We start from the raw sequence: 26150 nt of genomic DNA on the forward strand, positions 1-26150 counted from the left end.
TGCCGCCCGGGACTTGCTGCCCGGGACTTGCCGCCCGGGATTTGCCGCCCGGGATTTGCCGCCCGAGATTTGCCGCCCGAGATTTGCCGCCCGGGATTTGCTGCCGGTTACTTGCCGCCCGCCGCGCCGGCCGCGGGCGCGCCGAAAAAGCCCTTGTCGTACGCGTCGCAATACGCCTTCCAGTCGGCGATCACCTGCGCCTCGCATTGCACCGCACGCTCGACGAGCGGCAGACGCCAGTCCTTGCGCTCGCCGAACGCAATCAGCGCGTCGGCGCTCGCCGAACCCTGGCGGCCGCTGCTGCGCAGTTGCGCCCACGCGCTGAGCTGCGCCATGCTCGCGACCACCGCCGCCAGGCGCGGCAGCTTGCCGTGCCAGTCGGCGAGCGCGACCCGGTCCTCGGACGGCTGCAGGCTGCGCAGCACGTACGGCCGGCCGCGAAACTCGACCGCGTGCAGAAACGCCTGCGACACCGCCTGGCAGCGCCGCTGCACGTCGACGACCCGGTGCGCTTCGCTCGGCCAGTCCGGCTGCCGCGTCGCCACGCGCACGCTGACCGACGACGGCAGCGCCTCCTTCAGATCGATCAGGTAATTGCCGTCCGGCGAGCCTTTGCCCTCGACCAGCAGCACGTAGCGGTCCACGCCGAGGCTGCCGGTGCCGGCGACGCGCCGCGCGACGTCGATGACCCGGAAGAAGGCCGGGTTGTCCTGATGGCGCGCGAAATCGTCCACGAACGCGGTGACGGCCGCGCGCGCGGCGTCGTCGATCGCGAGCGCCTTTTTGCCGTCGATGCGCAGCACGCGCTTCTTGCCCTTCAGCTCGCTGCGCCGGTTCAGCAGATCGGCACGCGTGCGCGTCGCGAGCGACTCGAACAGGTCGCGCACCATCCCCTCCGACGTCTCCGCCTCGATCCAGCGCGCCTTGCCGAACGCGAGCGCGTCCGCATAGGCGTCGACCGCGGTGTGGCACAGCGCAAGCGCCTCCGGGCGGCTCACGCGCAGGTCCGCGGCACCCACCAGCATGCTAGCGAGCAGCCGGATCAGTTCGTCCAGCGCCGGGGCAAGGCACGCCTCGTCGAAATCGTTGATGTCGAAATAGACAAGGCGGTTATCGCCCTTGTAGCTGCCGAAATTCTCCAGATGCAAGTCGCCGCAGATCCACACGGGCGGCGCCTCCGGCAACCGCTGCGCGGCAACGCGCGCGTAGAACAGGTGGCAGGTGCCGCGCAGGAACACGAACGGCGACGTCCGCATCAGCCGGTACTTCATCGCAAGCCGCTCCGGCTCGCGTGCCGCGTTGAACGCGGCGATTTCGTGCGGAACATCCTTCATCCGGGACTCCTCGGGAAACGGGGGTGAGACGGCGCGCGCGACGGGCGGCGCCTCGCTATCAGGAGCCGGCCATCAGGTAATAGCGGCCGGCGGCGTCGACGTCCGCGCCCAGCGCGCAGGCCTGCGCGGAGCCGCGCGTGGCGACATCGAGCGTATCGGGTTCGATCAGATGGAGTTCGGCCACGCAGTGCTCGCCTGCGCCCGCGGACGCCGCGCCGGCGCGCCGATGCGCGTCGTCGACCCGCACCCGCGCGACCCCGCGCGCAAAACGCACCTCGGTCTCGACGCCGGCGCTCTGGTCGCGCACCGCGCCGGCGTCGTCGACCACCGGGCGGACGAACGTCGCGTCGAGCCGGTACAAACCCGGGCGGCCCTTCACCGGCGCAAGCGTGACGGTGCTCCAGCTGCCGAGGTCCACGTAGCGCGCGAAGCGCGCGACGCCGGCCGGCGGCCGCCGCACCGCATCCTCGCCGGCGATGCCGGCGATCCGCGCGCCGGCCATCGCCAGCATGCGGCCGAGCAGCGGGTCGTCGGGCGCGATGCCGGCGCGGTCTTCGGCACTCCGGTAGTACGCGCGCGCGGCGATGAAATCGCGCTCCTTCGCGCGCACGTCGCCCTCGTGAATCAGCGCGAGCGCAACCCGGGCCGCAGCGTCGTTGCGCGCATTCGGCCCTGGGTCCTGCTCGGACTCGAGCGTCGCGACGTTCGCAAAAACCGCTTCGAGCCCGACGAGCGTTCGCGCGTCGTCGATGCGCCCTTCGTCGAGCGCGTCGACGGTCAGCGCCGCGCAGGACGCATTCGTGCGGCACTCGACATCCCGGCCGGCGAGCGCGTGATGCCGGTAGCGCTGCGCAGGCGATGCGCCCGGCGGGCCCGGTGCGCCCGGCGCGGTCTGCGCGGCCCCCGGCAACGGTTGAAGAAGAACGAGAGCGGCAACGGCGACGGAAATGGCGCGCATGGCAGGCAGCAGTCGTGATCGGAAGGTCGACAGGAAAGCGCTTTCGTGCGCGCGGCGCCCGCGCACGCCGGCGCGGGCTCGTGCGCGGCCAGGGCGGACGCGCCGCGGCCCCCGCAGGGCAAGCCGAACACCACGTCGTCGGTCGAAAGCGGAGCACTCACGAAGACACCGGATGAATCGTGCGATTGAAGGCCATTCGAGTCTAGCACCGATTGCGCCGCGGACCGGCGCACCGGACGCGCCCGCGTCGCGTTCGTTCCGGGGTTCCGGGGTTCCGGGGTTCCGGGGTTCCGGGGTTCCGGGGTTCCGGGGTTCCGGGGTTCCGGGGTTCCCATATCCTCGCGTTCCTGCGTTCCTGCGTTCCTGCGTTCCTGCATTCCTGCATTCCTGCATTCCTGCGTCCCCACGTCCCCGCGCTCCCGCGTCCGCCGGACGCTCGCCGCGCTGACGCGCCGGCCGCCAGCGCCCTCAATAAAACGCTTGCACGGCCGTAAACCAGTGGAGCCGCATCTCATATGCGGCAGGAATCCCTATGCCCGGTACTTACAATTTCTGGCTGGTCGCAATCTCCTTCCTCGTGGCGACGCTCGCGTCGTACACGGCGCTGGACCTGACTGGCCGCATCTCGCTGCTCGCCCCGTCGCTCGCGCGTCACGCCTGGCTCGCCGGCGGCGCCGCCGCGATGGGCGTGGGCATCTGGTCGATGCATTTCATCGCGATGCTCGCGCTGTCGCTGCCGATCCCGCTCGGCTACGACATCGCGCTCACCGCGCTCTCGCTGGCGATCGCGGTGGTCGTGTCGTATTTCGCGCTGTTCTGCATGACGCGCGCGCACGTCACGCTCGCGCATCTCACCGTCGCGAGCGTGCTGATGGGGCTCGGCATCGCCGGCATGCACTACACCGGGATGGCCGCCATGCGGATGCAGCCGGCGATCCAGTACCAGCCCGGCTGGTTCGCGGCGTCGATCGCGATTGCGATTGCCGCCTCGTTCGCCGCACTGCAGATTGCCCGCCGGCTGCGCGGCGGCGTGCGCCACGTGGTGCGCGCGCGCTTCGCCGCCGCGCTCGTGATGGCCGTGGCGATCAGCGGCATGCACTACGCCGGGATGGCCGCCGCGACGTTCCCGTTCGGCGCGGTGTGCGGCGCGGCGAGCGGCATCAGCACGGTCTGGCTCGCCACCGCGGTGACGCTGTCCACGCTCGCGATCCTGAGCGTGACGCTGATGCTGTCGCGCTTCGATGCGCGGACCACCTTCCTCGCGAATGCGGTCACCCGCCTGAACGGCCAGATCGTGCGCCTCGCGACGCTCGACACGCTGACCGGCCTGCCGAACCGCGCGACGCTCACCGAGCGCATCGACGCGGCAATCGAGCAGGCGCACCGCCGCCAGAACCGCTTTGCGATCCTGTTCATGGACCTCGACGGCTTCAAGACCATCAACGACTCGCTCGGCCACTCGGCAGGCGACCAGGTGCTCGCCGCGTTCGCGCAGCGGCTGCTGCGCTGCGTGCGCGAGGCGGACACGGTTGCCCGGCTCGGCGGCGACGAATTCGTCGTGCTGTCGGAAAACCTGGCGTCGGCCGACGACGCGCGGCGCATCGCCGAAGGCGTGCTCGAACGGATGCGCGAAGGCGTCTGGGGCGACGACGAGCCGCTGCAGGTGATGCCGAGCATCGGCATTGCGATGTATCCGCAGGACGGCGAGACGGTCGACACGCTGCTCAAGCACGCCGACGCGGCGATGTACGAGGCGAAGCGCGCCGGCCGCAGCACCTACCGCTTCTTCGAGGCGCGCATGAACGAAGCGGCCACGCGCATGCTGCAGATCCAGCACGCGCTGCACGAGGGGCTCGCGCATCAGTATTTCTCGCTGCATTTCCAGCCCAAGTTCCGCGGCGACAACAACGAGCTGGCCGGCGCCGAGGCGCTGATCCGGCTCGATCATCCGCAACTCGGTTCGCTCGCGCCGCTCGAATTCATCCCGATTGCCGAACGCTCCGGGCAGATCGTGCCGATCGGCTACTGGGTCGTGCGCGAGACCTGCCGGCAGATCCGCCGCTGGCGCGACGCGGGGCTGCCGCCGGTGAAGGTCGCGGTCAACCTGTCGCCGCGCCAGCTCGCGCAGCCGCAGCTCGTGCAGACGATGCTCGAGATCGTCACTGACGGACAGGTGCCCGCGGCGCAGATCATGTTCGAGATCACCGAGACGGTCGCCATGCAGGACGCGGCCAAAACGGTCGAAACGATACGCGAGTTCCAGGCGTGCGGCTTCGAGATCGCGATCGACGATTTCGGCACCGGCTATTCGAGCCTCGCGTACCTGCAGCGCTTTCGCGTGAAGCAGCTGAAGATCGACCGCTTCTTCACAAACGGCCTCGACGGACAGGGGCCCGAGGGCGAGGCGATCGTGTCGGCGATCATCGCGCTCGCGCACTCGCTCGACATGGACGTGGTCGCCGAGGGCGTCGAAACGGCCTCGCAGCTCGACAAGCTGAAGGCGATGATGTGCGACGAGATGCAAGGGTTCCTGCTCGGCAAGCCGATCGCGGCCGACGCATTCGGCGCGCTGCTGAAGAAGCGCATGGCGCCCGTCTAGCGGGTGGGCACGGGCGATTGCCTGGGGCGCGCCTGTTCGTTTGTCTGCGGCCTGCAGCCTGCTTGCCGCCCGCCCGCCTGACTGCCTGACTGCCTGACTGCCTGACTGCCTGACCGTCTGCGGCCTGCCGCTTGCTGCCTGCCTGCTGCCTGCTGCCTGCCTGCTGCCTGCTGCCTGCTTGCCGCCTGCCTGAGACCGCCTGCCGGCCCACCCGCCCGTTCGCCCGCGCGAGCGCCGCCCCCTACCCGACCAGTTGCCGCAGACGCGCTTCCAGCGCGGGCGTCGCGCGCGTGAGCGGCGCGCGCAACTCGTCGCGAATGAGCCCCTGCGCAGCCAGCGCCGCCTTCACCGGCGCCGGATTGGGCTCCGCGCACAGCGCCCGCAGCAGCGGCACCAGCGCGTGATACCGCGCGCGCCCCTCGTCGAGACGCCCCTGCGCGAGCGCCCGGTACAGCGCGACGAAGCGCTCCGGATACAGATGCGCGGACGCCGTGATCGCCCCGCTGCCGCCCACGCACAGCGTGTCGAACAGGCGCAGGTCGTCGCCCGCGAGCACCTGCAGACGGCCGTCGAGAATCAGCGCGAGCGTCGTGTCGGGCGAGCCTGCGCAATCCTTCACCGCAACGATGCGCGGATGCGCGGCGAGCGCGAACAGCGTGTCCAGTTCGAGCCGCACGCCGGTCCGGTACGGAATGTCGTACAGCACGACAGGCTGTTCGCTCAGGTCGGCCAGCATCGTGAAATGCCCGATCAACCCCGCCTGCGAGGGCCGGATGTAATACGGCGCGCTCACCAGCAGCCCCGCGAGCGGCAGCGCGTTCAGTTCGCGCACGCGCGCCCGCAACGCGGCCGGCTCGTTGCCGGACACGCCGGCCAGCACCGGCAGGCTGCCGGCTTCGTCGAGAATCGTCGCGAGCACGCTGTGCTGCTCGGCAGCATCGAGCGCAGCGGGCTCGCCGGTCGTGCCGAGCGCGACGAGCCCCGCGACGCCCGCCTCCGCATAGCGGCGCACGAGGCGGCGCAACGCCGCATGGTCGAGCGCGCCGTCGGCAAACGGCGTGACGACGGGAATCCAGATACCGGAAAAGACAGACATGAGTTCACCTCGAAAGCGACCGTATCGATTCCGTACAGTGGCGCGAGGGAAAGCGGGAGAGGACAGGCCGGGGGCCTCGAGGAGCTGTTCCGTCGCACATCTGACGGAACAGCAGGCTCCGGTCAGATGAGCCGCTGTTTTTTGGCTTTGGCTTGCGCGGCCGTGCGGGCGCGCGCCTGCTGTGCGCGGGCGCAACGGATTGCACGGACGGAGAGCGACGAGCCGGATGCCATGCGCAGCAGTGTAACCGGCATCGCGGGCGGCGCGCCAGCGCGACGGCGCGTCGCCGGATGCGGGCGGCTTGACCTCGGCGGTTTGACCTCGGCGGTTTGACCTCGGCGGTTTGACGTCGGCGGTTTGACGTCGGCAGCTTGACCTCGCCAGTTTGACCTCGGCGGTTGAACGTCGGCCGGTTTGACGTCGGCCGGCCTAAGTCAGCCGCTCTATGTCGGTCGTTCTATGGCAGTAGGTAGCCCGACATCAGCCGCTTCACGTCAGCGGCAAAACGCACGAAAAGGCCGGTCGCCGGCTTCGCAGACCCGCGCGGCGCGCGGACGCAGCACCACCGTTTTCGCCGTCCCGGCGTAGCGGCAGACGAGGTACGGATCGACGCCGGCGAGCGGCCAGCGGTCGTAGCGCGCGCCCGGTTCCGGCGCGAGATCGGCCATGCCGGCAGGCGGCCCGTCGTACAGCGATGCGTTGTTCAGCCGGTGTCGGACGCCCCCCTCCATGAGGCTCGCCGGGCACGCGAACGGCCGCGCCGCCGCCGCGGGGCCGGCGAGCCCCGCGCACAACGCAACGCCGAGCGCGACCGATCTAACGCACCACATAGAACTGATCCCCGTCGTTGACCATCGCGCCCTGCCCGTGGCGAAAACGCAGGACGCGCTCATGAACCGGCTGCCTCGTGTGCCCGTTCCACTGATCCAGCACCCGGATGCCATGCGCGTCCTGCCCCAGGTAGACCGCCGCGTGACTGCGGCCATCGGTGTGGTTGCCGTAGCGGCCGTCCGGATCGAACGTGGCGATCACGGTGCCGGGCTGGATCGTGCCGGATCCCTTCACCGCCTCGCCGCGATGCCAGAGCGATGCCGGCGGAATGAGTGTAACCGCGTGCACGAAGGAAACACATTGTCCATTTCCAACGAGTTGTCCTCTGAGACCCATCGCGGTGGTCAGATTGGCGACGTAAGGCATTCTTTCTCCGGCAAACGTGGGGGCATGGTCCGGCCGCGCGCCGCCCGGCGAGACGTGCGCGACGGCCCTTCATCCGCGGCGCGCGACAGGTGCGCGTGCTGATCGCAGAGCGGGCAATTTAACCCAATATCTATCTTGCAAATAGCCTGATTGAGATAAATTTATTTGCTCTTCCGGCGCGCCGTTCACAACGGACTTGACTTCTGCACGGGCCCCACTAATATACGCAACGCGTACATCAACCCTCAGCCACAGGTGGCCCGCATGAGCGTCCCGCAACAAGCCTTTCTCCGCGACGCGATGCGCCGCCTGAACATGACCCGCGATACCTTCGCAAACCGCATCGGCGTGTCGCGCCGGGCGCTCGACACGTGGCTGCTGCCCGACGACTCGCAGGAATCGCGGGCGATGCCGGAAATCGTCGAGCGCTTCGTGTCGGAGATCGTGGGCCAGGGCGAGTCTCGCGAAAACTATACGCAAAGCGTAGACGCGCAGCCGCTCGCGAACCAGATGCTGTTCGAAGGCAAGCCGCAACTGCTGTCGGTGGATCAGTTCTCGCGCGATGCGGTCGAGGCGCTGTTCCGGGTCGCGGACATCATGCAACCCATCGCGCGGCGCCGGAAAATCTCCCGCGTGCTCGAAGGCGCGGTGCTCGGCAACCTGTTTTTCGAAGCGAGCACGCGCACGCGCGTGAGCTTCGGCGCCGCGTTCTGCCGGCTCGGCGGGTCGGTGTGCGACACCACCGGCTTTACGTTCTCGTCGATGGCCAAGGGCGAATCGATCTACGACACCAGCCGCGTGATGAGCGGCTACGTCGATGCGCTCGTGATCCGTCATCCCGAACAGGGCTCGGTCGCGGAGTTCGCGCGCGCGACCAACATTCCGGTGATCAACGGCGGCGACGGCCCCGGCGAGCACCCGAGCCAGGCGCTGCTCGACCTGTACACGATCCAGCGCGAGTTCTCCCGGCTCGACAAGATTGTCGACGGCGCGCACATCGCGCTGGTCGGCGACCTCAAGTACGGGCGCACCGTGCATTCGCTCGTCAAGCTGCTCGCGCTGTACCGCGGCATCAAGTTCACGCTGATCGCGCCGCCCACGCTGGAGATGCCGTCGTACATCGTCGAGCAGATCTCGCGCAACGATCACGTGGTGGAGCAGACGCACGATCTCGCCGCGGGACTGCGCGGCGCGGACGTCGTCTACGCGACGCGTATCCAGAAGGAGCGCTTCGCCGACGAGTCGTTTGAAGGCTACACGCCGGACTTCCAGATCAACCAGGCGCTCGTCGACGGCGTCTGCGGCCGCGACACGCTGATCATGCACCCGCTGCCGCGCGACAGCCGCCCCGGCGCGAACGACCTGAGCACCGACCTGAATCACGATTCGCGGCTCGCGATCTTCCGCCAGACCGACAACGGCATCCCGGTGCGGATGGCGATCTTCGCGGTACTGCTCGGCGTCGAGAAACTGGTCCAGCATTCGATGCGCGACGCCGCCTGGCGTCCGCCGGCGTATCTGGGCCCGGACGACGCGGTGTTTCATGGGATTGATTGAGGAGGCGTGGACGCACCCGGACAGGCATCCGGATTGAATGCACGCGAATGCACGCGCGCGGGGATACGCGATCGCGAAGACCGGCGACGTGCCGGACGCGAGCGATATGCCCGCTCCGCTTACGGCGCGCCGATATCGATCGATCAATCCGATGGGCCGCTCGCAGGGCGGAGCCCCGTTGACCCGCTGTCGACAAGGGCCAGCGCCTCAGCCCTGTTGAGGATAGCGCCATAGCCTGCGCGACGATGCACGCACGCATCGCCGGCCTGGATCGCGGGGACAGGCGGCGCGGATCAAAACGGCCGGCGCGCCGTCGCCCATGCGGACGCCTGTTGACCGCGCGCTCGTGCACACGCGCGGGCGACGATGGTACGGACGTTCAATCGGCCGACTACGATACGCGTATCGCGATGCCTGCGGAAGATACCAACCTGCTCAAAGGTATTCCCGCAAACGTCATCCCTGCGAGATCGCAGAAACGGCACGCCCGCGCGGCGCCCAGCCACGCCCCCCGTCCCTTGCATATACCCGCGTTGCGTCGCACAATCGGCGCATCCTTCTCTCCACGATCGCGCCGATGACCTACGCTTCGCTCGCCACAGGCGTGCTGCTCGCCGCCGGCCGGGGGTCGCGCTTCGATCCCGCGGGCCTGCACAACAAGCTGCTTGCCCGTCTGCCCGATGGCAACGAGGTGGCGCACGACGCGGCGCGCAACTTGCTGCGCGTGGTCGCGCGCGTGCTCGCGGTGGTCCGTCCCGGCGACGAGACGCTGGCCCGCATGCTGAACGACGCGGGCTGCGACGTCGTGTTTTCCGAGCAGGCGCTGCGCGGCATGGGCGCGAGCCTCGCGGCCGGCGTCGACGCCTGCGCCGACGCGGAAGGCTGGATCGTCGCGCTGGCGGACATGCCGTGCATCGCGATACCGACAATCGAAGCCGTCGCGCGCGCACTCGACGGCGGCGCATCGATCGTCGCGCCGTTCTATCGCGGGCAGCGCGGCCATCCGGTCGGCTTCGGCGCGCGCTATCGCGACGCGCTCATCGCGCTCGACGGCGACACCGGCGCCCGCGCGCTGCTGGCCGCCCACGCGGTCACGCGCGTCGACGTCGACGATCCGGGCATTCTGCGCGACGTCGATACCCCTGACGATTTGCAGGCGCTGCAGACGCTCTGAGCCGTTGCGCGCCGTGCGGCAGCAAAAAAGCGGCAAATGGATGATTCGCGTCACGCACGCGCCGCGTGTTTCGCCTACGCTATCAGCGTCAGGGCCCGCGGCGCCGCTCGTTCCGCGTGCGCGCCGCGCGGGCCCGCCGTCCGACTCGCGAGGTGACGCCATGACCTGCCGCATCCATACGACGCCCATCCCCGATCCGCACGCCGATCCGACCCGCGACCCGGAGGCCGATCCGCTCACGCCGCCCGCGCCGGGTCATCACAACGACGAGCCTCAGCGCCCCGAGGCGCCGCCGGACAAGGACCCGGTCTGACGTCACGCCGCCGCGTGCGAACGCGCACTGTCCACGCGGCCGTGCGCCCCCATTAATCAGTACTGCGATTCAATCCATTCTGCAGGCTGCCGGTGGCCGTACCCCGTACCCCGTACCCCGTACCCCGTACCCCGTACCCCGTGCACCGTACGCCGTACGCCGTACGCCGTACCCCGTGCACGCATTGTTCATACGAAACGCCATCGGATGCGGCCTGCCGCCGCTACGGGTTTCCCCTGCTACATCGCGCATCCTCGCCGGCCGTAATCACACACAGACCCGGAGTGTCGCCCGCCCCCTCGCCCGGCGCCCCCCGGTCCTGACCGACCACCCCCCTCCGATGGAAACGCGCTATGCAAACAATGACCTTGAACCGAAAACTGGGGTCGATGATTATCGTGCTCTGGATCGGCCTCATTCTGATCGGCGCATTCGGCGCGTGGCATAACCGCGCGTCGATGATCGCCGACCGCCGCGCGCAGATCACGACCCTCGTCCAGGAAGCCGACACCGTGGCCACGCATTACTACACGCTCGCGCAGCAGCACGCGATGAGCGAGCAGGACGCGCAAAAGCAGGCGCTCGCCACGCTGTCCGACCTGCGCTACGGTACGGATGGCTACATCTCGGTGAACGATTCGCAGCCGGTCATGCTGATGCATCCGTTCAAGAAGGACCTGATCGGCAAGAATCTCGGCCAGTTCACGGATCCGGCCGGCAACCATCTGTTCCTCGACATCGTCAACGCCGGCCGGCAGCCCGATGGCGGCTTCGTCAACTACCTGTGGCCGAAGCCGGGTCACGACAAGCCCGTGGCAAAAACCAGCTACGCGATGCGCTTTGCGCCGTGGGACTGGTACATCGTGAGCGGCATGTACATGGATGACGTGGAGCATGCGTTCATCGAGAACCTGCTGACGTGGCTGGCGATCACCGTGGTGCTCGGCGGCCTCGCGACCGGCGCGATGCTGCTCGTGCTGCGCAGCGTGCATCACGCGCTCGGCGGCGCGCTCGAAGACGCGGTGGGCGCGGCGCAGCGCATGGCGCACGGCAATCTGACGGTCGACGTGCCGCTGCAGTACCGTCACGAACACAGCCTGATGCACGCGCTGCGCGCGATGCAGGGCAGCCTCGTCGAGACCATGTCGCGGGTGCGCAGCAGCACCGAAAACATCAACGTCGGCGCGAGCGAGATCGCCGCGGGCAACACGGACCTGTCGCAGCGTACCGAGCAGCAGGCCGCCGCGCTGGTGCAGACCGCGTCGAGCATGGACGAGATGACGGTCAACGTGAAGCAGAACGCCGAGAGCGCCTCGCACGCCGCGCAACTCGCCGGCCAGGCCGCCGACGTCGCGACGCGCGGCAGCCGCGTGGTGGACGACGTGGTGCGCACGATGGGCGAAATCACGAACAGCTCGCGGCAGATCGGCGACATCATCGGCGTAATCGACGGCATCGCGTTCCAGACCAACATCCTTGCGCTGAACGCAGCCGTCGAAGCAGCGCGCGCCGGCGAGCAGGGCCGCGGCTTCGCGGTCGTCGCCGCCGAGGTGCGCAGCCTCGCGCAGCGTTCGGCAACCGCGGCGAAGGAAATCAAGGCGCTGATCGAGACCTCGACGCATACCGTCGAAACGGGCGCGACGCTGGTGTCGAACGCCGGCTCGACGATGGGCGAGATCGTGCAGTCGGTGCGCCGCGTGAACGAGATTCTCGAAGAAATCAGCCACGCGTCGCGCGAGCAGAGCGCGGGCATCGAGCAGGTCAACCGCGCGGTCGGCGAGATGGATCAGGTCACGCAGCAGAACGCGGCGCTCGTCGAGCAGGCCGCGGCGGCCGCGCACTCGCTGAAAGATCAGGTCGGCGCGCTGCACGACGCGATCGCGAGCTTCGCGCTGCCGGCCTGAGCGCCGCGCGCGGCACGCTGTGCTTCGCCGGGGCGGTACGCGGCCATGCCGCGCGCCGCCCCGCTCGACACCGCACCCGGCCGGATTTCTTACGCAAGCATCGCAAATACATTACACTTTATTTACAATCCGGGGATCGACGCATGCCTCGCATGCCCGCCGGTCCCGCGTGCATGCGAGCCGGTTCCCGCCCTGCTTTCCCGGCTCGCGCCCATGTTCCGCAAAAAGCCCCCGCGCTCCGACGCCCCGTTCGCCCGCCATCCCCTGCTCGCGCCGGGCCTGCCGGCGTGGCGCTCGCGCTTCGTCGTCATGCTGATGAGCGCGGTCTTCTGCGTGCTCACCGGGCGCGCGTTCTGGATCCAGGTCGTCGATCATCGCTTCTACGTCATGCAGGGGCAAAAACGCTATCAGCGCACGATCGCGCTCGATGCGATGCGCGGCCGCATCGTCGATCGCAACGGTGCGCTGCTCGCGGTCAGCCTGCCGACCGCGGAAATCTGGGCCGATCCGCAGCAGCTCGATCCCGCCGCGCTCCCCGAACTCGCGCGTCTGCTCGACATGCCGCCCGACGCGCTGCGCCAGCGCGTCGGCACCGACCGGCGCTTCGTGCTGCTCAAGCGCCAGGTGGAACCGGCGATCGCGCAGCGCATCGGTCAGCTCGGCCTCGCCGGCCTCACGCAGGTCGCCGATTCGAAACGCTTCTACCCGGAAGGCGAATCGGCGGCGCACGTGGTCGGTTTCACCGATGCCGCGGATCACGGCCAGGAGGGGGTCGAACTCGCGGCGAACGCCCAGCTCGCCGGGCTGGCCGGCACGCGCGAGGTGATCCGCGACCGGCTCGGGCGCGCCGTCTCGGAGACGCGCCCGCCGGTGCCGCCGCTGCCCGGCGCGACCGTCCAGCTGACGATCGACCGCCGCATCCAGCAGCTCGCGTACGCGCAACTGAAGCGCGCGGTCGGGCTGCACCACGCGCAGGCCGGCAGCGTCGTCGTGCTCGACGCACGCAACGGCGAGATTCTCGCGCTCGCGAACTATCCGAGCTTCGATCCGAACGACCGCAGCCGCCTCGCCGGCCCGCCGCTGCGCAACCGCGCGGTGGTGGACACGTTCGAGCCGGGTTCGACGATCAAGCCGGTGGTGGTCGCGCTGTCGCTCGACACCGGCCGCGTCGGCCCGCACAGTCTCATCGATACGTCATCCGGCGCATACCGGATCGGGCGCGCCGTGATTCACGACACGTCGGACCACGGCATGCTGAGCGTCGCCGAAGCCGTGCAGAAGTCGAGCAACATCGCACTCGCGCGGCTCGCGCTGGATCTGCCGGCCGAAATGATCTGGACAACGTATCAACGGTACGGCATCGGGCAGAAACCGGTGCTCGCGTTCCCCGGCGCCGCCGCCGGCCGCCTGCGGCCGTACCGGCGCTGGCGGCCCATCGAGCAGGCGACGATGGCCTACGGCTACGGGCTGTCGGCGTCGCTGCTGCAGCTCGCGCAGATGTACACGGTGTATGCCGGCGACGGCACGCTGCAGCCGGTGCGGCTGCTGCGCGACGACCCGGGGTCCGGCGCCGCGGCGCCGCCCGCGCGCGCCGTGACGAGCGCGGCAACCGCGCGCGAGATTCGCGCAATGCTCGAACTGGCCGTCGGGCCGGGCGGAACCGGTCAGGCCGCCGCGGTGCCCGGCTATCGCGTCGGCGGCAAGACCGGCACGTCGCGCAAGCAGAGCGGCCTCGGCTACGCGCAGGGCCGCTACCGCGCGCTCTTTGTCGGCCTCGCGCCGATTGCCGCGCCGCGCCTCGTCGTCGCGGTGATGATCGACGATCCGGCCGGCCGCGCGTACTACGGCGGCACGGTCGCGGGGCCGGTCTTCAGCGCGGTGACAGGCGGCGCGCTGCAGTTGCTCGGCGTGCCGCCCGACGCGTGAACGCCCGTCCCCCGGACACCCGGAATCGCCATGCGGCCGGCCCACAGCGGAGCGCCGCCGGGCATCATCGCACCGCCATCAACCCGCCTTCAGTCCACCTTCAGCCCACCGTCAGCCCACCTTCAGCCCACCTTCAGCCCGCAGGCAGCTCGTCGGCGCAGACGGCCGCTTCGACGCGGTTGCGTCCGTTGCGCTTGGCGCGATACATCGCGCGGTCCGCCTCGTCGATCAGCCGCTCGCCTTCCGCAGCCGCGCGCGGCGCAGCCGCCGCATGGAACACCTGCGCCGCCACGCCGATCGACACCGTCAGCGCGATGCGTTCGCCGCGCTCGTCGCTCAGATCGAGCCGTTCGACCGCGTCGCGCACGCGCTCGGCAGCAACCAGCGCGTCGTCACGGCTGCCTTGCAGCAGCGCGGCGAACTCCTCGCCGCCGTAGCGCGCGAGCGTATCGCCGAGCCGCACGTGCTGACGCACGCACGCGGCAACCGCGGCGAGCGCGCGATCGCCGGTCGGATGGCCGTAGGTATCGTTGATCTGCTTGAAGCAGTCCACATCGATGAACAGGCACGCGACCGGCGCCGCATAGCGAGCCGCGCGCTGGATCTCCTCGCGCAGCCGCTCGTCGAAATAGCGCCGGTTCGACAACCCGGTCAGCGCGTCGGTCATGCCCATGTGACGCAACTGCTCGCGATGCGCGACGTTATCGAGGCTCGCGGTGACGATGCGCGCAAAACGCTGCAGGATGTCGGTCGCCATGCCTTCGCCGAAGCGGCCCGGGTCGTCGCTGCCGAGGCACAGATAGCCTGAGGTGCGCCCGGCGGCCACAAGCGGCAACAGGATCGCGCTAGCGGGCGCCGCGCGCGCGCCGAAGAATGCGTCGCGCGCCTCGGCGTCGAGCGTGCACACGCGCCCGAGCCACGGCTGGCCGCCGGCGCACAGCCGCGCGCCGCTCAGGCGGCCCGCGCGGCTCGTCAACAGATTGCGCCGCCCGAGACTGCGCAGCGCGCCGGGTGCGAGCAGGTCGGAGAGCATCGGCACGCGCGCGTCGAGCCACAAGCACACGTCCGACAAACCGAATTCGCCCGGCAACTGCACGAACAGCGTGTCGAGAAACGATGCGAACCCCTGCGCGCCGATCAGGCACAGCTCGACGTCCTGGAAGCGCCGCAGCGTGCGCTCGTTGTGCTGCACGGTCTCGACGAGGACGCGCAGGCGGTCGGACAGCGGCGTGTGTGCAAGATGTGTCACGTGAGCACCGGACGGGCCGAAGGCAAGATGGAGGCGGCAGCCCCAACCGCCGGTATAACGGCCGTTTTGGCCGCTGCTTGAGGGTCGGATGCGCAGTGCGCCGGCACGCTCGCCCCGTCCGCTTCGCCCGGCATTTTTACATTTTCATTACTATGACATTTTCACGAGAAAGGAAACCGACTCTGTACTTTCACGGCTGAATGGTTCAATGCGTTCGCCTTACATCACGTCCCCTGAAGGTCTGCCCCGTCCGCACGATGCCCGCCCAGGCGGCGCCGCGTACGAAACACAAGACCTGAACAACGAAAATCACCACCCTTTGGGAGTCACGTTACATGTTGCGTCGAGCCTTGATTGCCGCGCCTTGCGCCGCGCTATCGCTTGCCCTGTTTGCCTGCGGCAGCAATCACGTCCAGCTTACCCCCGAGGACCAGTTGCAAACGGCGACGCCGATCAAGCACCTGGTCGTGATCTATAACGAGAACGTCTCGTTCGACCACTATTTCGCCACCTATCCGAAGGCGACGAACCCGAGCGGCGAACCGGCGTTCACGGCGGCGTCGGGCACGCCGGCCGTCAACGGCCTGAGCGGCACGCTGCTCACCGCGAACCCGAACTACACGAACGCCGCCAACGGCGCGGGCGCGGTCAACCCGTTCCGCCTGGATCGCACGCAGGCGGCGACCGCCGACCAGAACCACGCGTACACGGCCGAACAGCAGGCCTACGACAACGGCCTCGCGGACCTGTTCCCGAAGTACACGGGTAACGGCACGAGCGGCGGCGCGGGCGCGTTCGGCACGACCGGCCAGGTGATGGGCTACTTCGACGGCAACACCGTCACCGCGCTGTGGAACTATGCGCAGCGCTTCGCGATGAGCGACAACGCGTACACGACCGACTACGGTCCGTCGACGCCGGGCGCGCTCGCCGTGGTGTCCGGGCAGAACAACGGCGTGCAGCTCGTCAAGACGACGAAGCAGCCGTCGACGGTCGCATCGCCGACCTACTACATCAACGACGGCCAGGGCGGCTACACGCTGATGGGCGACGTCGATCCGGCCTATGACACGTGTTCGAGCACGACCGATCAGGTGCTGCTGAGCGGCAAGAACATCGGCGACCTGCTGAATGCGGCGAACATCACCTGGGGCGGCTTCATGGGCGGCTTCGACCTCGCCGAAACCAACCCGAACGGCACCACCGGCTGCAAGCGCAGCACGACGGCAACGGCAGTCGGCGCGGCGACCGCGGACTACATCCCGCACCACAACTGGTTCCAGTACTACAAGTCGACGTCGAACCCGCAGCACACGCGTCCGAGCTCGGTCGCGGCGATCGGTTCGAGCCTCGAAACGGACGGCAAGACGCCGGAGCCGGCCAACCACGAGTACGATACCGACGACTTCTTCAGCGCGGTCGAGGCGGGCAACTTCCCGTCGGTGAGCTTCCTGAAGGCGCCGGCCGCGCAGGATGCGCACGCGGGCTACTCGGATCCGCTCGACGAGCAGGCGTTCGTCACGAAGGTCGTCAACTTCCTCGAACAGCAGCCCGACTGGGTCAACACCGCCGTGGTCGTCACGTATGACGACTCGGACGGCTGGTACGACCATCAGTTCACGACGCCGCAGCACTCGTCGTTCGACAGCCAGGCGGACCAGCTGAACGGCGCGGGCGTGTGCGGCACCGGCACCCAGGCGAACGGCATCGACGGCCTGCCGGTGAACGGCCGCTGCGGCCCCGGCACGCGCATTCCGTTCCTCGTGATCTCGCCGTGGGCGAAGAGCAACTACGTCGACCACACGCTGATCGACCAGACCTCGGTGGTACGTTTCATCGAGGACAACTGGCTCGGCGGCGAGCGGCTCGGCGGCGGCGCGTATGACGCGAGCGCCGGCAGCATCATGACCCTGTTCAACTTCAGCGGCACGGCCAACACCACGCCGCTGTACCTGGACCAGACGGTCGGCACGCCGGTCGCGACGCCGCCTGCCCTGTAAGCGCCGGCGTCCTGCCGCGCGCCGGCCAGCGGGCCGGCCGCGGCGCGCCGCACAACGCCGTGTTGCAGCCGTCGCGGCCGCAACACGGCGCAACCGTTTGATGCGCCCGGTTCGATGCCGACGTACTCTCCGCCCTGCCTGCCGATACCACACTCATGAGCGAGCTTTCCTCTCCGTCCCTGAACACCCCTCCCGCGGCCGGCAAAGAACCGCGCAACGGCAAACGGTTCGCGCGCCGCGCGGTCGCCGGCGTGATCGCCGCGGCGCTCTGCTACGCGGCATTCGCGCTCGCGCTGCCGCAATACACGCCCGCCGCGGTCGGCCAGATCGTCGAGGACCTGACGGGCGCGAACCCCCACCCGATCAAGCTGCTGCGGCCTCCGGCCGCGCCGCTGAGCGCCGTCGCGCAGCTCGGCAAGCAGATGTTCTTCGATCCGTCGCTGTCGGCCTCCGGGCGGCAGTCGTGCGCGTCATGCCACAGCCCCGCGCACGCATACGGCCCGCCGAACGCGCTGCCCGCGCAGTTCGGCGGCCCCAGCCTGACGCTGCAGGGCTACCGTCCGCCGCCGTCGCTGAAGTACCTGGAGCGTCAGGCGAACTTCAGCATCGGCCCCGACCCGTCGGACAGCGACGCGCCGATCAACCTCGTGCAGCTCGCCTCGCAGAACGCGGACGTGCAGAAAGCGCAAAAAATCGCCGGCACCGCGGCGCCGTCGCAGCAAATGGTGCCGCAGGGCGGCATGTTCTGGGATGGCCGCGTCGACACGCTGCAGCAGCAGGCGTCGGGACCGATGCTGAACCCGGTCGAGATGGCCAACCCCAGCATCGCCGCCGTCGCGAAGAAGCTGCAGACGCCGGCCTACCGGCAGACCTTCATGCAGCTGTTCGGCCCCGCCGTGTTCAACAACCCGCAGCTCGCGGTCTCCGAAGCGATGTTCGCGATCGCGCGCTACGAATACGAAGACCCGTCGTTCCATCCGTACGACAGCAAGTATGACTACTGGCTCGAAGGCCGCGCGCGCCTCACGCACGCGGAGCTGCGCGGGCTGCGCCTGTTCAACGACCCGAACAAGGCCAACTGCGCGGGCTGCCACCTGTCGCAGCCGGGCCGCGACGGGCTGCCGCCGCTCTTCACGGACACCCAGTACGAGGCGCTCGGCGTGCCGCGCAACCCCGCGCTCGCGCAGAACCGCGATCCGCACTTCTACGACATGGGCATCTGCGGACCTTTCCGGACCGACCTGAAGACCCAGACGCAATACTGCGGAATGTTCCTCACGCCGACGCTGCGCAACGTGGCGACGCGGCACGTGTTTTTCCACAACGGCGTCTATCACACGCTCGCGCAGGTGCTGACGTTCTACAACGCGCGCGACACGGACCCCGCGAAGGTCTATCCGCGCGGCGCGGACGGCCGCATCCGCAAGTACGACGACCTGCCGGAGCAGTACTGGAAAAACATCGACGTGGCCGACGCGCCGTTCGACCGCAAGTTCGGCGACCCGCCCGCGATGACCGACGCGGACATGCGCGACATCATCGCGTTCCTGCAGACGCTCGATGACGGCTACGGCGCGCAGCACTGAGCCGCACGCGAAACAGGCCCGTGCGGGGCCGTTTTAAGGCTGGCTTAATTCTGACCTGCAACCATGCGGCTCAACATCCCCTGTTGAGCCGCCTGTGCACCGGCGGCGTTTTTTTATCCGGGATGCAAGGGGCGAGATACGCGACGCCATATCCGCGAACGTGTGCAGCTGCCAGGAAAAGACACGCCATGGTTGAACAATCGGTCATCGAACATCTGCAGGCCATGCCCGAATGCGGGTGGGCCCAGCAGATCCAGTCCTGCACCGTCTCCGACGCGCTGCAGCCGCCCTGGGGCCGCTCCTACCGGCTCGTCGAGTGGACCTTCAAGCACGCCCCCGACGCGCGCCGCTGCGTGGTGCCGGCCGAAAGCAGCGCGCTCGACATCGCGCGCGCGCTGGTATCGCACGTGCCGGGACGGCGCTTCAGCCTCGACGGCGACCACTGAGCCCACCGCCGCATCCGGCGCCGGTCGCTTTTGCAATCCTTGACAGTCGTCCGGGGCGTACGCGCCTATCATCGGGGCATCCGCTTGCAACGATGGGGACTGACTGCAATGAGGTATCCGTACAATCTGCTGACCGCGGCCTGTCTGCTCGCGCTGATCGTCGGTTCGTCGATCCTGCTGATCATCGTTCACTGAGCGCGCGCGCTAACGCCGCGCTGCCGAGGCGCTTCTCACGTTCCACGCTTTTCTCACGTTCCACGCTTTTCCGGCTTCGCCCCGTTTCTCACACCCCTGCCCACTCCGCGCGCGGCGCCGTCGAGCCGCGGATCACCAGTTCGCCCGGCAGCACCAGCGTGCGGGTCGACATCGCCGGTTCGGCAAGCCGCTGCATCAGCAACTGCATCGCATTGCGGCCGATCTCGTAGACCGGCTGCGCGATCACCGTGACGCCGGGCGACACCAGCTCCGTCCACGCGTCGTTGTCGAAGCCCGCCAGCGCCATGACGACCGCGGGCGTGCGCGCGGCGTGCGCGCGCAGCGCCCGGTACGCGCCGAGCAGCAGCAGGCCGTTGCTGGCGACGAGCGCATCCGGGCACGCCGGGCCGCCCTGCGCGAGCCAGGCGCTCACATGCCGCCACGCGCTGTCGGGATTCGGCTCGACGAACTGCGCCTCGGCCGGCAGGTCGTGGCGCCGCAGCGCCTCGACGAAGCCCGCATGCCGCTCGCGGCCCGTCGTGCTGGCATTGCCGAACAGCCCGGCAATGCGCCGGTAGCCGCGCGCGACCAGATGCTCGACGAGGCGCGCGCAGGCGTCGCGGTTATCGAGCACGACCGCGTCGGCGCTGCCCGCTGGCCCCGCGCGGTCGATCATCACGACCGGAAAGTCGTACGCCTGCGCACTGAAGCGCTGCGCGGCGTCGTGCGTCGGCGAGTAGATCACGCCGGTCACGCGCTCCTCTTCCATCAGCCGCAGGTACATCGCCTCCTTTTCCGGATTCTCGTCCGTGTTGCACAGGATCACGCGCAGCCCCTGCTGGTACGCGGCGTCCTCGACGGCCCGGCTGACCTCGGTGAAGAACGGGTTGCGCACGTCCGAAACGATCAGCCCGATGGTCGCCGTATCGCCCGAGCGCAGCCGCCGCGCGGCCGCGTTGGGCCGGTAGCCGAGCTGCTCGATCGCCGCGAGCACGCGCGCGCGCACCGCGTCGCGCACCGGCCCGTTGTTCGACAGCACCCGCGACACCGTGGTGACCGACACGCCCGCCGCCTGCGCGACGTCCTTGATTCGTAGCGTCATGAAAGTGGTATCGATTCCGTTTCGTGCTCGGTATTTTCCCTGGATTTGCCGGATGCCGGCCGCCCGGACCGAATCGCCCACATGCCGGCTCGTCGGGCCTCTCCGAGCATTCTAACCAGGTTCGCGGATTTTTCAGCGAAATGAAGCGGCGTCGGCATGGCTTGACTGTGGAAGTGGTATCGATTCCAATACGCTCACTTCAATGAACCGATCGAGGAGACGCGATGCCGTCGCTGCTTACCGCGCAACAGGTCCGCCTCAACGCGGCCGCCGGCTCGAAACACGACGCGATCGCCCAGGCGGGCGCACTGCTCGCCGCCGCGGGCTGTATCGAGCCGGGCTACATCGACAGCCTGCACGGGCGCGAGCAGGTCTCGAACACCTATCTCGGCAGCGGCGTCGCGATTCCGCACGGCCTGCAGGACGACCGCCATCTGATCCGCCGCACCGGCGTCGCCGTGCTGCAGCTGCCGCAGGGCGTCGAGTGGCACGACGGCGAGCGCGTGCACCTGGTGGTCGCGATCGCCGCGCAGTCCGACGAGCACATCGCGCTGCTGCAGCGGCTCACGCGGCTGATCGGCGACGCGCCGCAACTGCGCGCGCTCGTCGAGGCGCGCGAGCCGCAGCGCATCGTCGACGCGCTGAATGGCGGCGCAGCGGGCCCGGCGGCGATCGTCGCCAGCACGCCGGCGGATCTCGCCGAGCGCGTCGAACTCGTGCTCGACTATCCGCACGGTCTGCACGCCCGTCCGGCGAGCGCGTGGGTCGCCACCGCGAAGCGCTTCCAGGCCGCGCTGAGGGTGCGCCACGGCGCGCACGCGGCGGACCCGAAGAACCTCGTGAGCCTGCTGCAGCTTGGCGCCGGCGCGAACGCCGCGCTCACGCTGTCCGCCCAGGGCGTCGATGCGGCTGACGCGCTGGGCGCGCTGCGGCGCACGATCGAAGCGCTGTCGGCCGAGGAACATGCCCGCGCGGCGGCGGCGCGCGCCCGTCGCGAGCAGGCGCAGCCGCCGCAATGGACGCCGCTCGACGCGGCGCGCACGATCGAAGGCGTGAGCGGCAGTCCCGGCTTCGCGCTCGGCCCGATACGCGTCGTGCGGGCGGCCCGGCTCGCCATCGAAGACCGGCCGGACGAGCCGCTCGACGCAGCGCACCGGCTCGACGCCGCGCTGCGCGCGACCGCCGCGGAGCTCGACGCGCTCGCGCGCGACACCGCCGCGCGGCTCGGCGCCGCCGAAGGCGAGATTTTCGCCGCGCACCGCGAGTTGCTGAACGACCCCGCGCTGCTCGCGCATGCGGCCGCGCTGCTGCTCGACGGCCACGGGCTCGCGTGGTCGTGGCACGAAGCGGCCACGCAGCAGGCCGCGCAGCTCGCCGCGCTGCCCGACCCGCTGCTCGCCGCGCGCGCGATCGACCTGCGCGACGTGTCGCGCCGCGTGCTGCGGCACCTGGGCGAAGCCGTCGACGCGCCCCCGCGGCACGACACGCCGGCGCTCCTGATCGCCGACGACCTGACGCCGTCGGACACCGCGCAACTCGACCCGCACGTGACGCTCGGCTTCTGCACGGTGGCCGGCGGCCCGACCTCGCACACCGCGATTCTCGCGCGCACGCTCGGCGTGCCCGCCGCGCTCGCCTGCGGCGCGGCGCTGATGGAACTGGAAGACGGCAGCGACGCGGTACTCGACGGCGCGAGCGGCCGCCTCCATGTCGGCGTGTCGGCGCGCGATCTCGAACGCGCGCGCCACACGCAGCGCCAGCTTGCCGAGCAGGCCGCGCGCGACGCCGCGGCCCGCGCACTGCCGGCCGCGACGCTCGACGGCCACGTGCTCGAAATCGGCGCGAACCTGACGCGCCCGGAGCAGGTACGCGGCGCGCTCGGGCACGGCGCGGACGGCGTCGGGCTGATGCGCACCGAGTTCCTGTTCCTCGAACGCCACGACGCGCCCGGCGAGGACGAGCAATACGACTGCTACCGGCGCATGGTCGAGGCGAGCGGCGGGCGGCGCCTGATCATCCGCACGCTCGACATCGGCGGCGACAAGCAGGTGCCGTATCTGAACCTGCCGCACGAGGCGAACCCGTTCCTCGGCGTGCGCGGCCTGCGCCTGTGCCTGCGCCGGCTCGACCTGTTCATGCCGCAGTTGCGCGCGCTGTATCGCGCCGCGCAGCACGGCCCGCTGTGGATCATGTTCCCGATGGTCGCGACGCTCGACGAAGCGCGCGAAGCGCTCGCGCTCGCCGAGTCGGTGCGCGCGGAGCTGAACGCGCCGAAGGTGCCGCTCGGCATCATGGTGGAAACGCCGTCGGCGGCGGCCTTCGCCGATCATTTCGCGGCGCTGGTCGACTTTTTCTCGATCGGCACCAACGATCTGACCCAGTACGTGCTCGCGATCGACCGGGAGCACCCCGAGCTTGCGCGGATGGCCGAGAGCCTGCATCCGGCGGTGCTGCGGATGATCCGCCAGACCGTCGACGGCGCGCGCCGCCACCGCAAATGGGTCGGCGTGTGCGGCGGCCTCGCGGGCGATCCGCTCGGTGCGGCGATTCTCGCGGGCCTCGGCGTCGACGAGCTGTCGATGAGCCCGCGCGACATTCCCGCGGTCAAGGCCCGGCTGCGCGGCGCGCGGCTCGACGCACTGCAGGCGCTCGCACGGCACGCGCTCGACTGCGAGGACGTCGAGGCAGTGCGCGCGCTCGATACCGCCGACATCGAGGCCGCCGCATGAACACCGTCGTCACCGTCACGCCGAACCCGGCGCTCGACCAGACCGTGAGCGTCGCGCATCTCGCGCTCGGCGAGGTCAACCACGCCGCGTCGCTCGAATTCAACGCGGGCGGCAAGGGCGTCAACGTCGCCGGCTGCCTCGCCGATTACGGCATCGCGACGATCGCCACCGGCCTGCTCGGCAGCGTGGACAGCGCGCCGTTCGACGCGCTGTTCGCCGAAAAGCGCATCGTCGACCGCTTCGTGCGCGTGCCCGGCCGCGCGCGCATCAACGTGAAGCTCGTCGATCCCGCGCGCCGCCAGACCACCGACGTCAACCTCGCCGCCGCGACGCCGGACGTCGCGCACGTCGCGGCGCTCGCGCAGCGCATCGTCGAGCTGGCCGCGCCGGGACGCTGGTTCGTGCTGGCCGGCAGCCTGCCGCCGGGCATCGACGTGTCGTTCTATCGCCGCGTGAGCGCCGCGCTGCACGCGGCGGGCGCGCGCGTCGCGCTCGACACCAGCGGCGCGCCGCTCGCGGACGTGCTCGGCGCGACCGAGCCCGCGGAACTGCCCGATCTCGTCAAGCCGAACCGCGCGGAGCTGGAAGCCGCGCTCGGCCGCCGCTTCGACGACGAGGACGCGCTCGTGCAGGGCGCCTGCGCGCTGGTCGAGCGCGGCATCGGGCGGGTCGTGGTGTCGCTCGGCGAGCGCGGTGCGCTCGGCGTGACGCGCGCGAGCGGCCGGGCGGCCTTCGCGGGCTGGCATGCGGCGCCGCTGCGCGTGCCGGTCGCGAGCACGGTCGGCGCGGGCGATGCGCTGGTCGCCGGGCTGATCGCGAGCCTCGTCGAGGGCCGCACGTGGGACGAACTGGGCCGGCGCGCGAGCGCCTTCGCCGCCGCCAAGCTCGCGCGCGTCGGCCCGCATCTGCCCGAGCGCGCGCACCTCGATGCGCTCGCCGCGCGCGTGCAGCTCGCCGCCTTCGAGATCGCCGCCGACGCGCGGCCCGCTGCCCCCTTTCACACCGTGTGAACCCGAGAACACCATGGACAAGCTGATCGGACTGGTATCGTCCCCCACGCACGGCGCCGCCCCGGCGGTTGCCGCCGCGGCGCTCATCCGCGCCGCGCACCGGCGCGGCACGCCGCTCGCCGTCGAGACGCGCAGCGCGCTCGGCGTGCACAACCCGCTCACGGCCGCGCAGATCGACACCGCCCAGGCGGTGCTGATCGCCGCGGACGACGACGCGCCCCTCGACGAAGCGCCGTTTGCAGGCAAGGCGATCCATCGCGTGTCGCTCGACGACGCGATCCGCAGCGCCGATGCGCTGCTCGCGCGCATCGCGAGCGACCGCGCCGCCGCGCCCGGTCACGATACGGCGCCCGCGCGCGTGCTGAAAATCGTCGCGATCACGTCGTGCCCGACCGGCATCGCGCATACGTTCATGGCCGCCGAAGGGCTCGCGCAGGGTGCGAAGTCGCTCGGCCACGCGATTCACGTCGAAACCCAGGGCTCGGTCGGCGCGCAGAACACGCTGACGCCGGAGCAGATCGCCGAGGCGGACCTCGTCGTGATCGCTGCCGACACGCAGGTCGACAAGAGCCGCTTTCGCGGCAAGCGCCTGTACGAAAGCGGCACGAAGGCCGCCATCGGCAACGGCGCCGCGCTGATCGGCAACGCAATCGCGCAGGCGGGCATCGAAGGCGGCGGCGCCAGCGGCGCAAGCCTCGCGGACCAGGTCGCGGCGGCGAAGAAACAGCGCGCGGCCAGGGCGAGCGGCCCCTACCGGCATCTGATGACCGGCGTGTCGTTCATGCTGCCTTTCGTCGTCGCCGGCGGGCTGCTGATCGCGCTGTCGTTCGCGCTCGGCGGCATTTACGCGTTCGACGACGCGCACAAGGGCACGCTCGCGTGGGCGCTGTTCCAGATCGGCGCGAAATCGGCGTTCGCGCTGATCGTGCCGGTGCTCTCCGGCTACATCGCGTACTCGATCGCCGACCGCCCCGGCATCGCACCCGGCATGGTCGGCGGCATGCTCGCGGCGAGCCTCGGCGCGGGCTTTCTCGGCGGCATCATTTCCGGCTTCCTCGCCGGCTACACGGCGCTGCTGATCAGCCGCAAGCTGAAGCTGCACCGCAACCTCGAAGGCCTGAAGCCGGTGCTGATCATTCCGCTCGTCTCCACGCTGGTGGTCGGGCTGCTGATGATCTACGTGGTCGGCTCGCCGGTCGCCTCCGCGCTGCGCGGGCTCGAAGCATGGCTGCGCTCGATGCAGACCGGCAGCGCGGTCACGCTCGGCCTGCTGCTCGGCGCGATGATGGCGTTCGACATGGGCGGCCCGGTCAACAAGGCTGCTTACGCGTTCAGCACCGGCCTGATCGCAAGCCAGGTGTACACGCCGATGGCCGCGACGATGGCGGCCGGGATGACGCCGCCGCTCGGCATCGCGCTCGCGACGTGGCTGTTCCGCAACCGCTTCGTGCCCGACGAGCGCGAAGCGGGCAACGCGGCGGCGGTACTCGGCATCGCGTTCATCACCGAAGGCGCGATACCGTTCGCCGCGCGCGATCCGATGCGGATCATTCCGGCGTGCATGATCGGCTCGGCGATCACCGGCGCGATCTCGATGGCGAGCGGCGTCGAGCTGAAGGTGCCGCACGGCGGCATCTTCGTGCTGCCGATTCCGAACGCGGTCACGCATCTGGGCCTGTACGTGCTCGCGATCGCGGCCGGCACGGCGATCACGGCGCTTGCGGTGGGGCTGCTGAAGCGCCCGCTCGCGGCGGACGCTGCGTGAGGCGCGCCCC

General features: G+C 69.9%; 19 protein-coding genes. 12 read left to right on the forward strand and 7 right to left on the reverse strand.

The features are described from left to right. Nucleotides 1-107 precede the first annotated feature (107 nt). Together AC3AP7_RS26285 and AC3AP7_RS26290 are read right to left on the reverse strand one after the other, a co-directional pair. Nucleotides 108-1334 (reverse strand): DUF2252 domain-containing protein, encoded by a 1227-nt coding sequence (locus AC3AP7_RS26285; protein ID WP_487363227.1) that lies wholly within the window; start codon nt 1332-1334, stop codon nt 108-110. 58 nt (nt 1335-1392) lie between these two features. Beyond that, a complete protein-coding gene (locus AC3AP7_RS26290; RefSeq protein ID WP_487363228.1) occupies nt 1393-2292 on the reverse strand; it encodes a hypothetical protein in 900 nt (299 codons plus the stop codon). Between the two features lie 532 nt (nt 2293-2824). Here AC3AP7_RS26290 and AC3AP7_RS26295 point away from each other — a divergent pair. Continuing rightward, the gene (locus tag AC3AP7_RS26295; RefSeq protein WP_488324831.1) at nt 2825-4891 is read left to right on the forward strand and encodes a putative bifunctional diguanylate cyclase/phosphodiesterase; all 2067 of its coding nucleotides are present in this window, start codon (nt 2825-2827) and stop codon (nt 4889-4891) included. Between the two features lie 241 nt (nt 4892-5132). Here the strand turns inward: AC3AP7_RS26295 and dapA are convergent, their stop codons facing one another. The 3 genes from dapA to AC3AP7_RS26310 form a co-directional block, all read right to left on the reverse strand. Continuing rightward, nucleotides 5133-5987: a 4-hydroxy-tetrahydrodipicolinate synthase gene (gene dapA / locus AC3AP7_RS26300; RefSeq protein WP_487363229.1), complete on the reverse strand. Its 855-nt coding sequence runs from the start codon at nt 5985-5987 to the stop codon at nt 5133-5135. Between the two features lie 494 nt (nt 5988-6481). Continuing rightward, nucleotides 6482-6817, reverse strand: coding sequence for an STY0301 family protein (locus AC3AP7_RS26305; RefSeq protein WP_487363230.1), 336 nt, complete (start codon nt 6815-6817; stop codon nt 6482-6484). Then, on the reverse strand, nt 6804-7184 hold the full coding sequence (locus tag AC3AP7_RS26310; RefSeq protein ID WP_487363231.1) for a BPSL0067 family protein: 381 nt from the start codon (nt 7182-7184) through the stop codon (nt 6804-6806). The genes AC3AP7_RS26305 and AC3AP7_RS26310 overlap by 14 nt, the downstream gene beginning before the upstream one ends. Before the next feature lie 264 nt (nt 7185-7448). On the opposite strand from AC3AP7_RS26310, the gene AC3AP7_RS26315 reads away from it, so the two are divergent. The 5 genes from AC3AP7_RS26315 (at nt 7449) to AC3AP7_RS26335 (ending at nt 14058) form a co-directional block, all read left to right on the forward strand. Next, nucleotides 7449-8741, forward strand: coding sequence for an aspartate carbamoyltransferase (locus AC3AP7_RS26315; protein WP_487363232.1), 1293 nt, complete (start codon nt 7449-7451; stop codon nt 8739-8741). Nucleotides 8742-9318: 577 nt separating this feature from the next. After that, nucleotides 9319-9915 (forward strand): nucleotidyltransferase family protein, encoded by a 597-nt coding sequence (locus tag AC3AP7_RS26320; protein ID WP_487363233.1) that lies wholly within the window; start codon nt 9319-9321, stop codon nt 9913-9915. Nucleotides 9916-10075: 160 nt separating this feature from the next. Then, the gene (locus AC3AP7_RS26325) at nt 10076-10228 is read left to right on the forward strand and encodes a hypothetical protein (protein ID WP_487363234.1); all 153 of its coding nucleotides are present in this window, start codon (nt 10076-10078) and stop codon (nt 10226-10228) included. A 362-nt stretch (nt 10229-10590) separates the two neighbouring features. Then, on the forward strand, nt 10591-12132 hold the full coding sequence (locus AC3AP7_RS26330) for a methyl-accepting chemotaxis protein (protein WP_487365026.1): 1542 nt from the start codon (nt 10591-10593) through the stop codon (nt 12130-12132). 213 nt (nt 12133-12345) lie between these two features. Next, complete coding sequence (locus AC3AP7_RS26335) at nt 12346-14058, forward strand: peptidoglycan D,D-transpeptidase FtsI family protein (RefSeq protein ID WP_487363235.1); 1713 nt, start codon at nt 12346-12348, stop codon at nt 14056-14058. A 133-nt stretch (nt 14059-14191) separates the two neighbouring features. Here AC3AP7_RS26335 and AC3AP7_RS26340 read toward each other — a convergent pair whose 3' ends face one another. Continuing rightward, nucleotides 14192-15307 carry a GGDEF domain-containing protein gene (locus AC3AP7_RS26340; protein WP_487363236.1) on the reverse strand — a complete coding sequence of 372 codons (1116 nt, stop codon included), beginning with the start codon at nt 15305-15307 and terminating at the stop codon, nt 14192-14194. A gap of 335 nt (nt 15308-15642) precedes the next feature. Here AC3AP7_RS26340 and AC3AP7_RS26345 point away from each other — a divergent pair, with 335 nt between their 5' ends. From AC3AP7_RS26345 to AC3AP7_RS26355, 3 genes are all read left to right on the forward strand, one after another. Continuing rightward, nucleotides 15643-17307 (forward strand): phospholipase C, encoded by a 1665-nt coding sequence (locus tag AC3AP7_RS26345; protein WP_487363237.1) that lies wholly within the window; start codon nt 15643-15645, stop codon nt 17305-17307. Between the two features lie 155 nt (nt 17308-17462). Next, nucleotides 17463-18893: a cytochrome-c peroxidase gene (locus tag AC3AP7_RS26350; protein WP_487363238.1), complete on the forward strand. Its 1431-nt coding sequence runs from the start codon at nt 17463-17465 to the stop codon at nt 18891-18893. Between the two features lie 188 nt (nt 18894-19081). Then, nucleotides 19082-19339 carry a DUF2866 domain-containing protein gene (locus AC3AP7_RS26355; protein WP_487363239.1) on the forward strand — a complete coding sequence of 86 codons (258 nt, stop codon included), beginning with the start codon at nt 19082-19084 and terminating at the stop codon, nt 19337-19339. 283 nt (nt 19340-19622) lie between these two features. Here the strand turns inward: AC3AP7_RS26355 and AC3AP7_RS26360 are convergent, their stop codons facing one another. After that, on the reverse strand, nt 19623-20636 hold the full coding sequence (locus tag AC3AP7_RS26360; protein ID WP_487363240.1) for a LacI family DNA-binding transcriptional regulator: 1014 nt from the start codon (nt 20634-20636) through the stop codon (nt 19623-19625). Nucleotides 20637-20860: 224 nt separating this feature from the next. Between AC3AP7_RS26360 and ptsP the strand changes: the two genes are divergently transcribed. Genes ptsP through AC3AP7_RS26375 form a run of 3 tightly spaced genes read left to right on the forward strand, consistent with a single transcriptional unit; the run spans nt 20861 to nt 26140 of the window. Further along, nucleotides 20861-23365 carry a phosphoenolpyruvate--protein phosphotransferase gene (ptsP, locus tag AC3AP7_RS26365; protein WP_487363241.1) on the forward strand — a complete coding sequence of 835 codons (2505 nt, stop codon included), beginning with the start codon at nt 20861-20863 and terminating at the stop codon, nt 23363-23365. Beyond that, entirely contained in the window at nt 23362-24375 is a 1014-nt protein-coding gene (locus tag AC3AP7_RS26370) for a 1-phosphofructokinase family hexose kinase (protein ID WP_487363242.1), read from the forward strand. The genes ptsP and AC3AP7_RS26370 overlap by 4 nt, the downstream gene beginning before the upstream one ends. 13 nt (nt 24376-24388) lie before the next feature. Further along, nucleotides 24389-26140 carry a PTS fructose-like transporter subunit IIB gene (locus AC3AP7_RS26375; RefSeq protein ID WP_487363243.1) on the forward strand — a complete coding sequence of 584 codons (1752 nt, stop codon included), beginning with the start codon at nt 24389-24391 and terminating at the stop codon, nt 26138-26140. The last annotated feature ends 10 nt before the right edge of the window (nt 26141-26150 follow it).

This window comes from Paraburkholderia sp. PAMB 6770 (assembly GCF_057748135.1).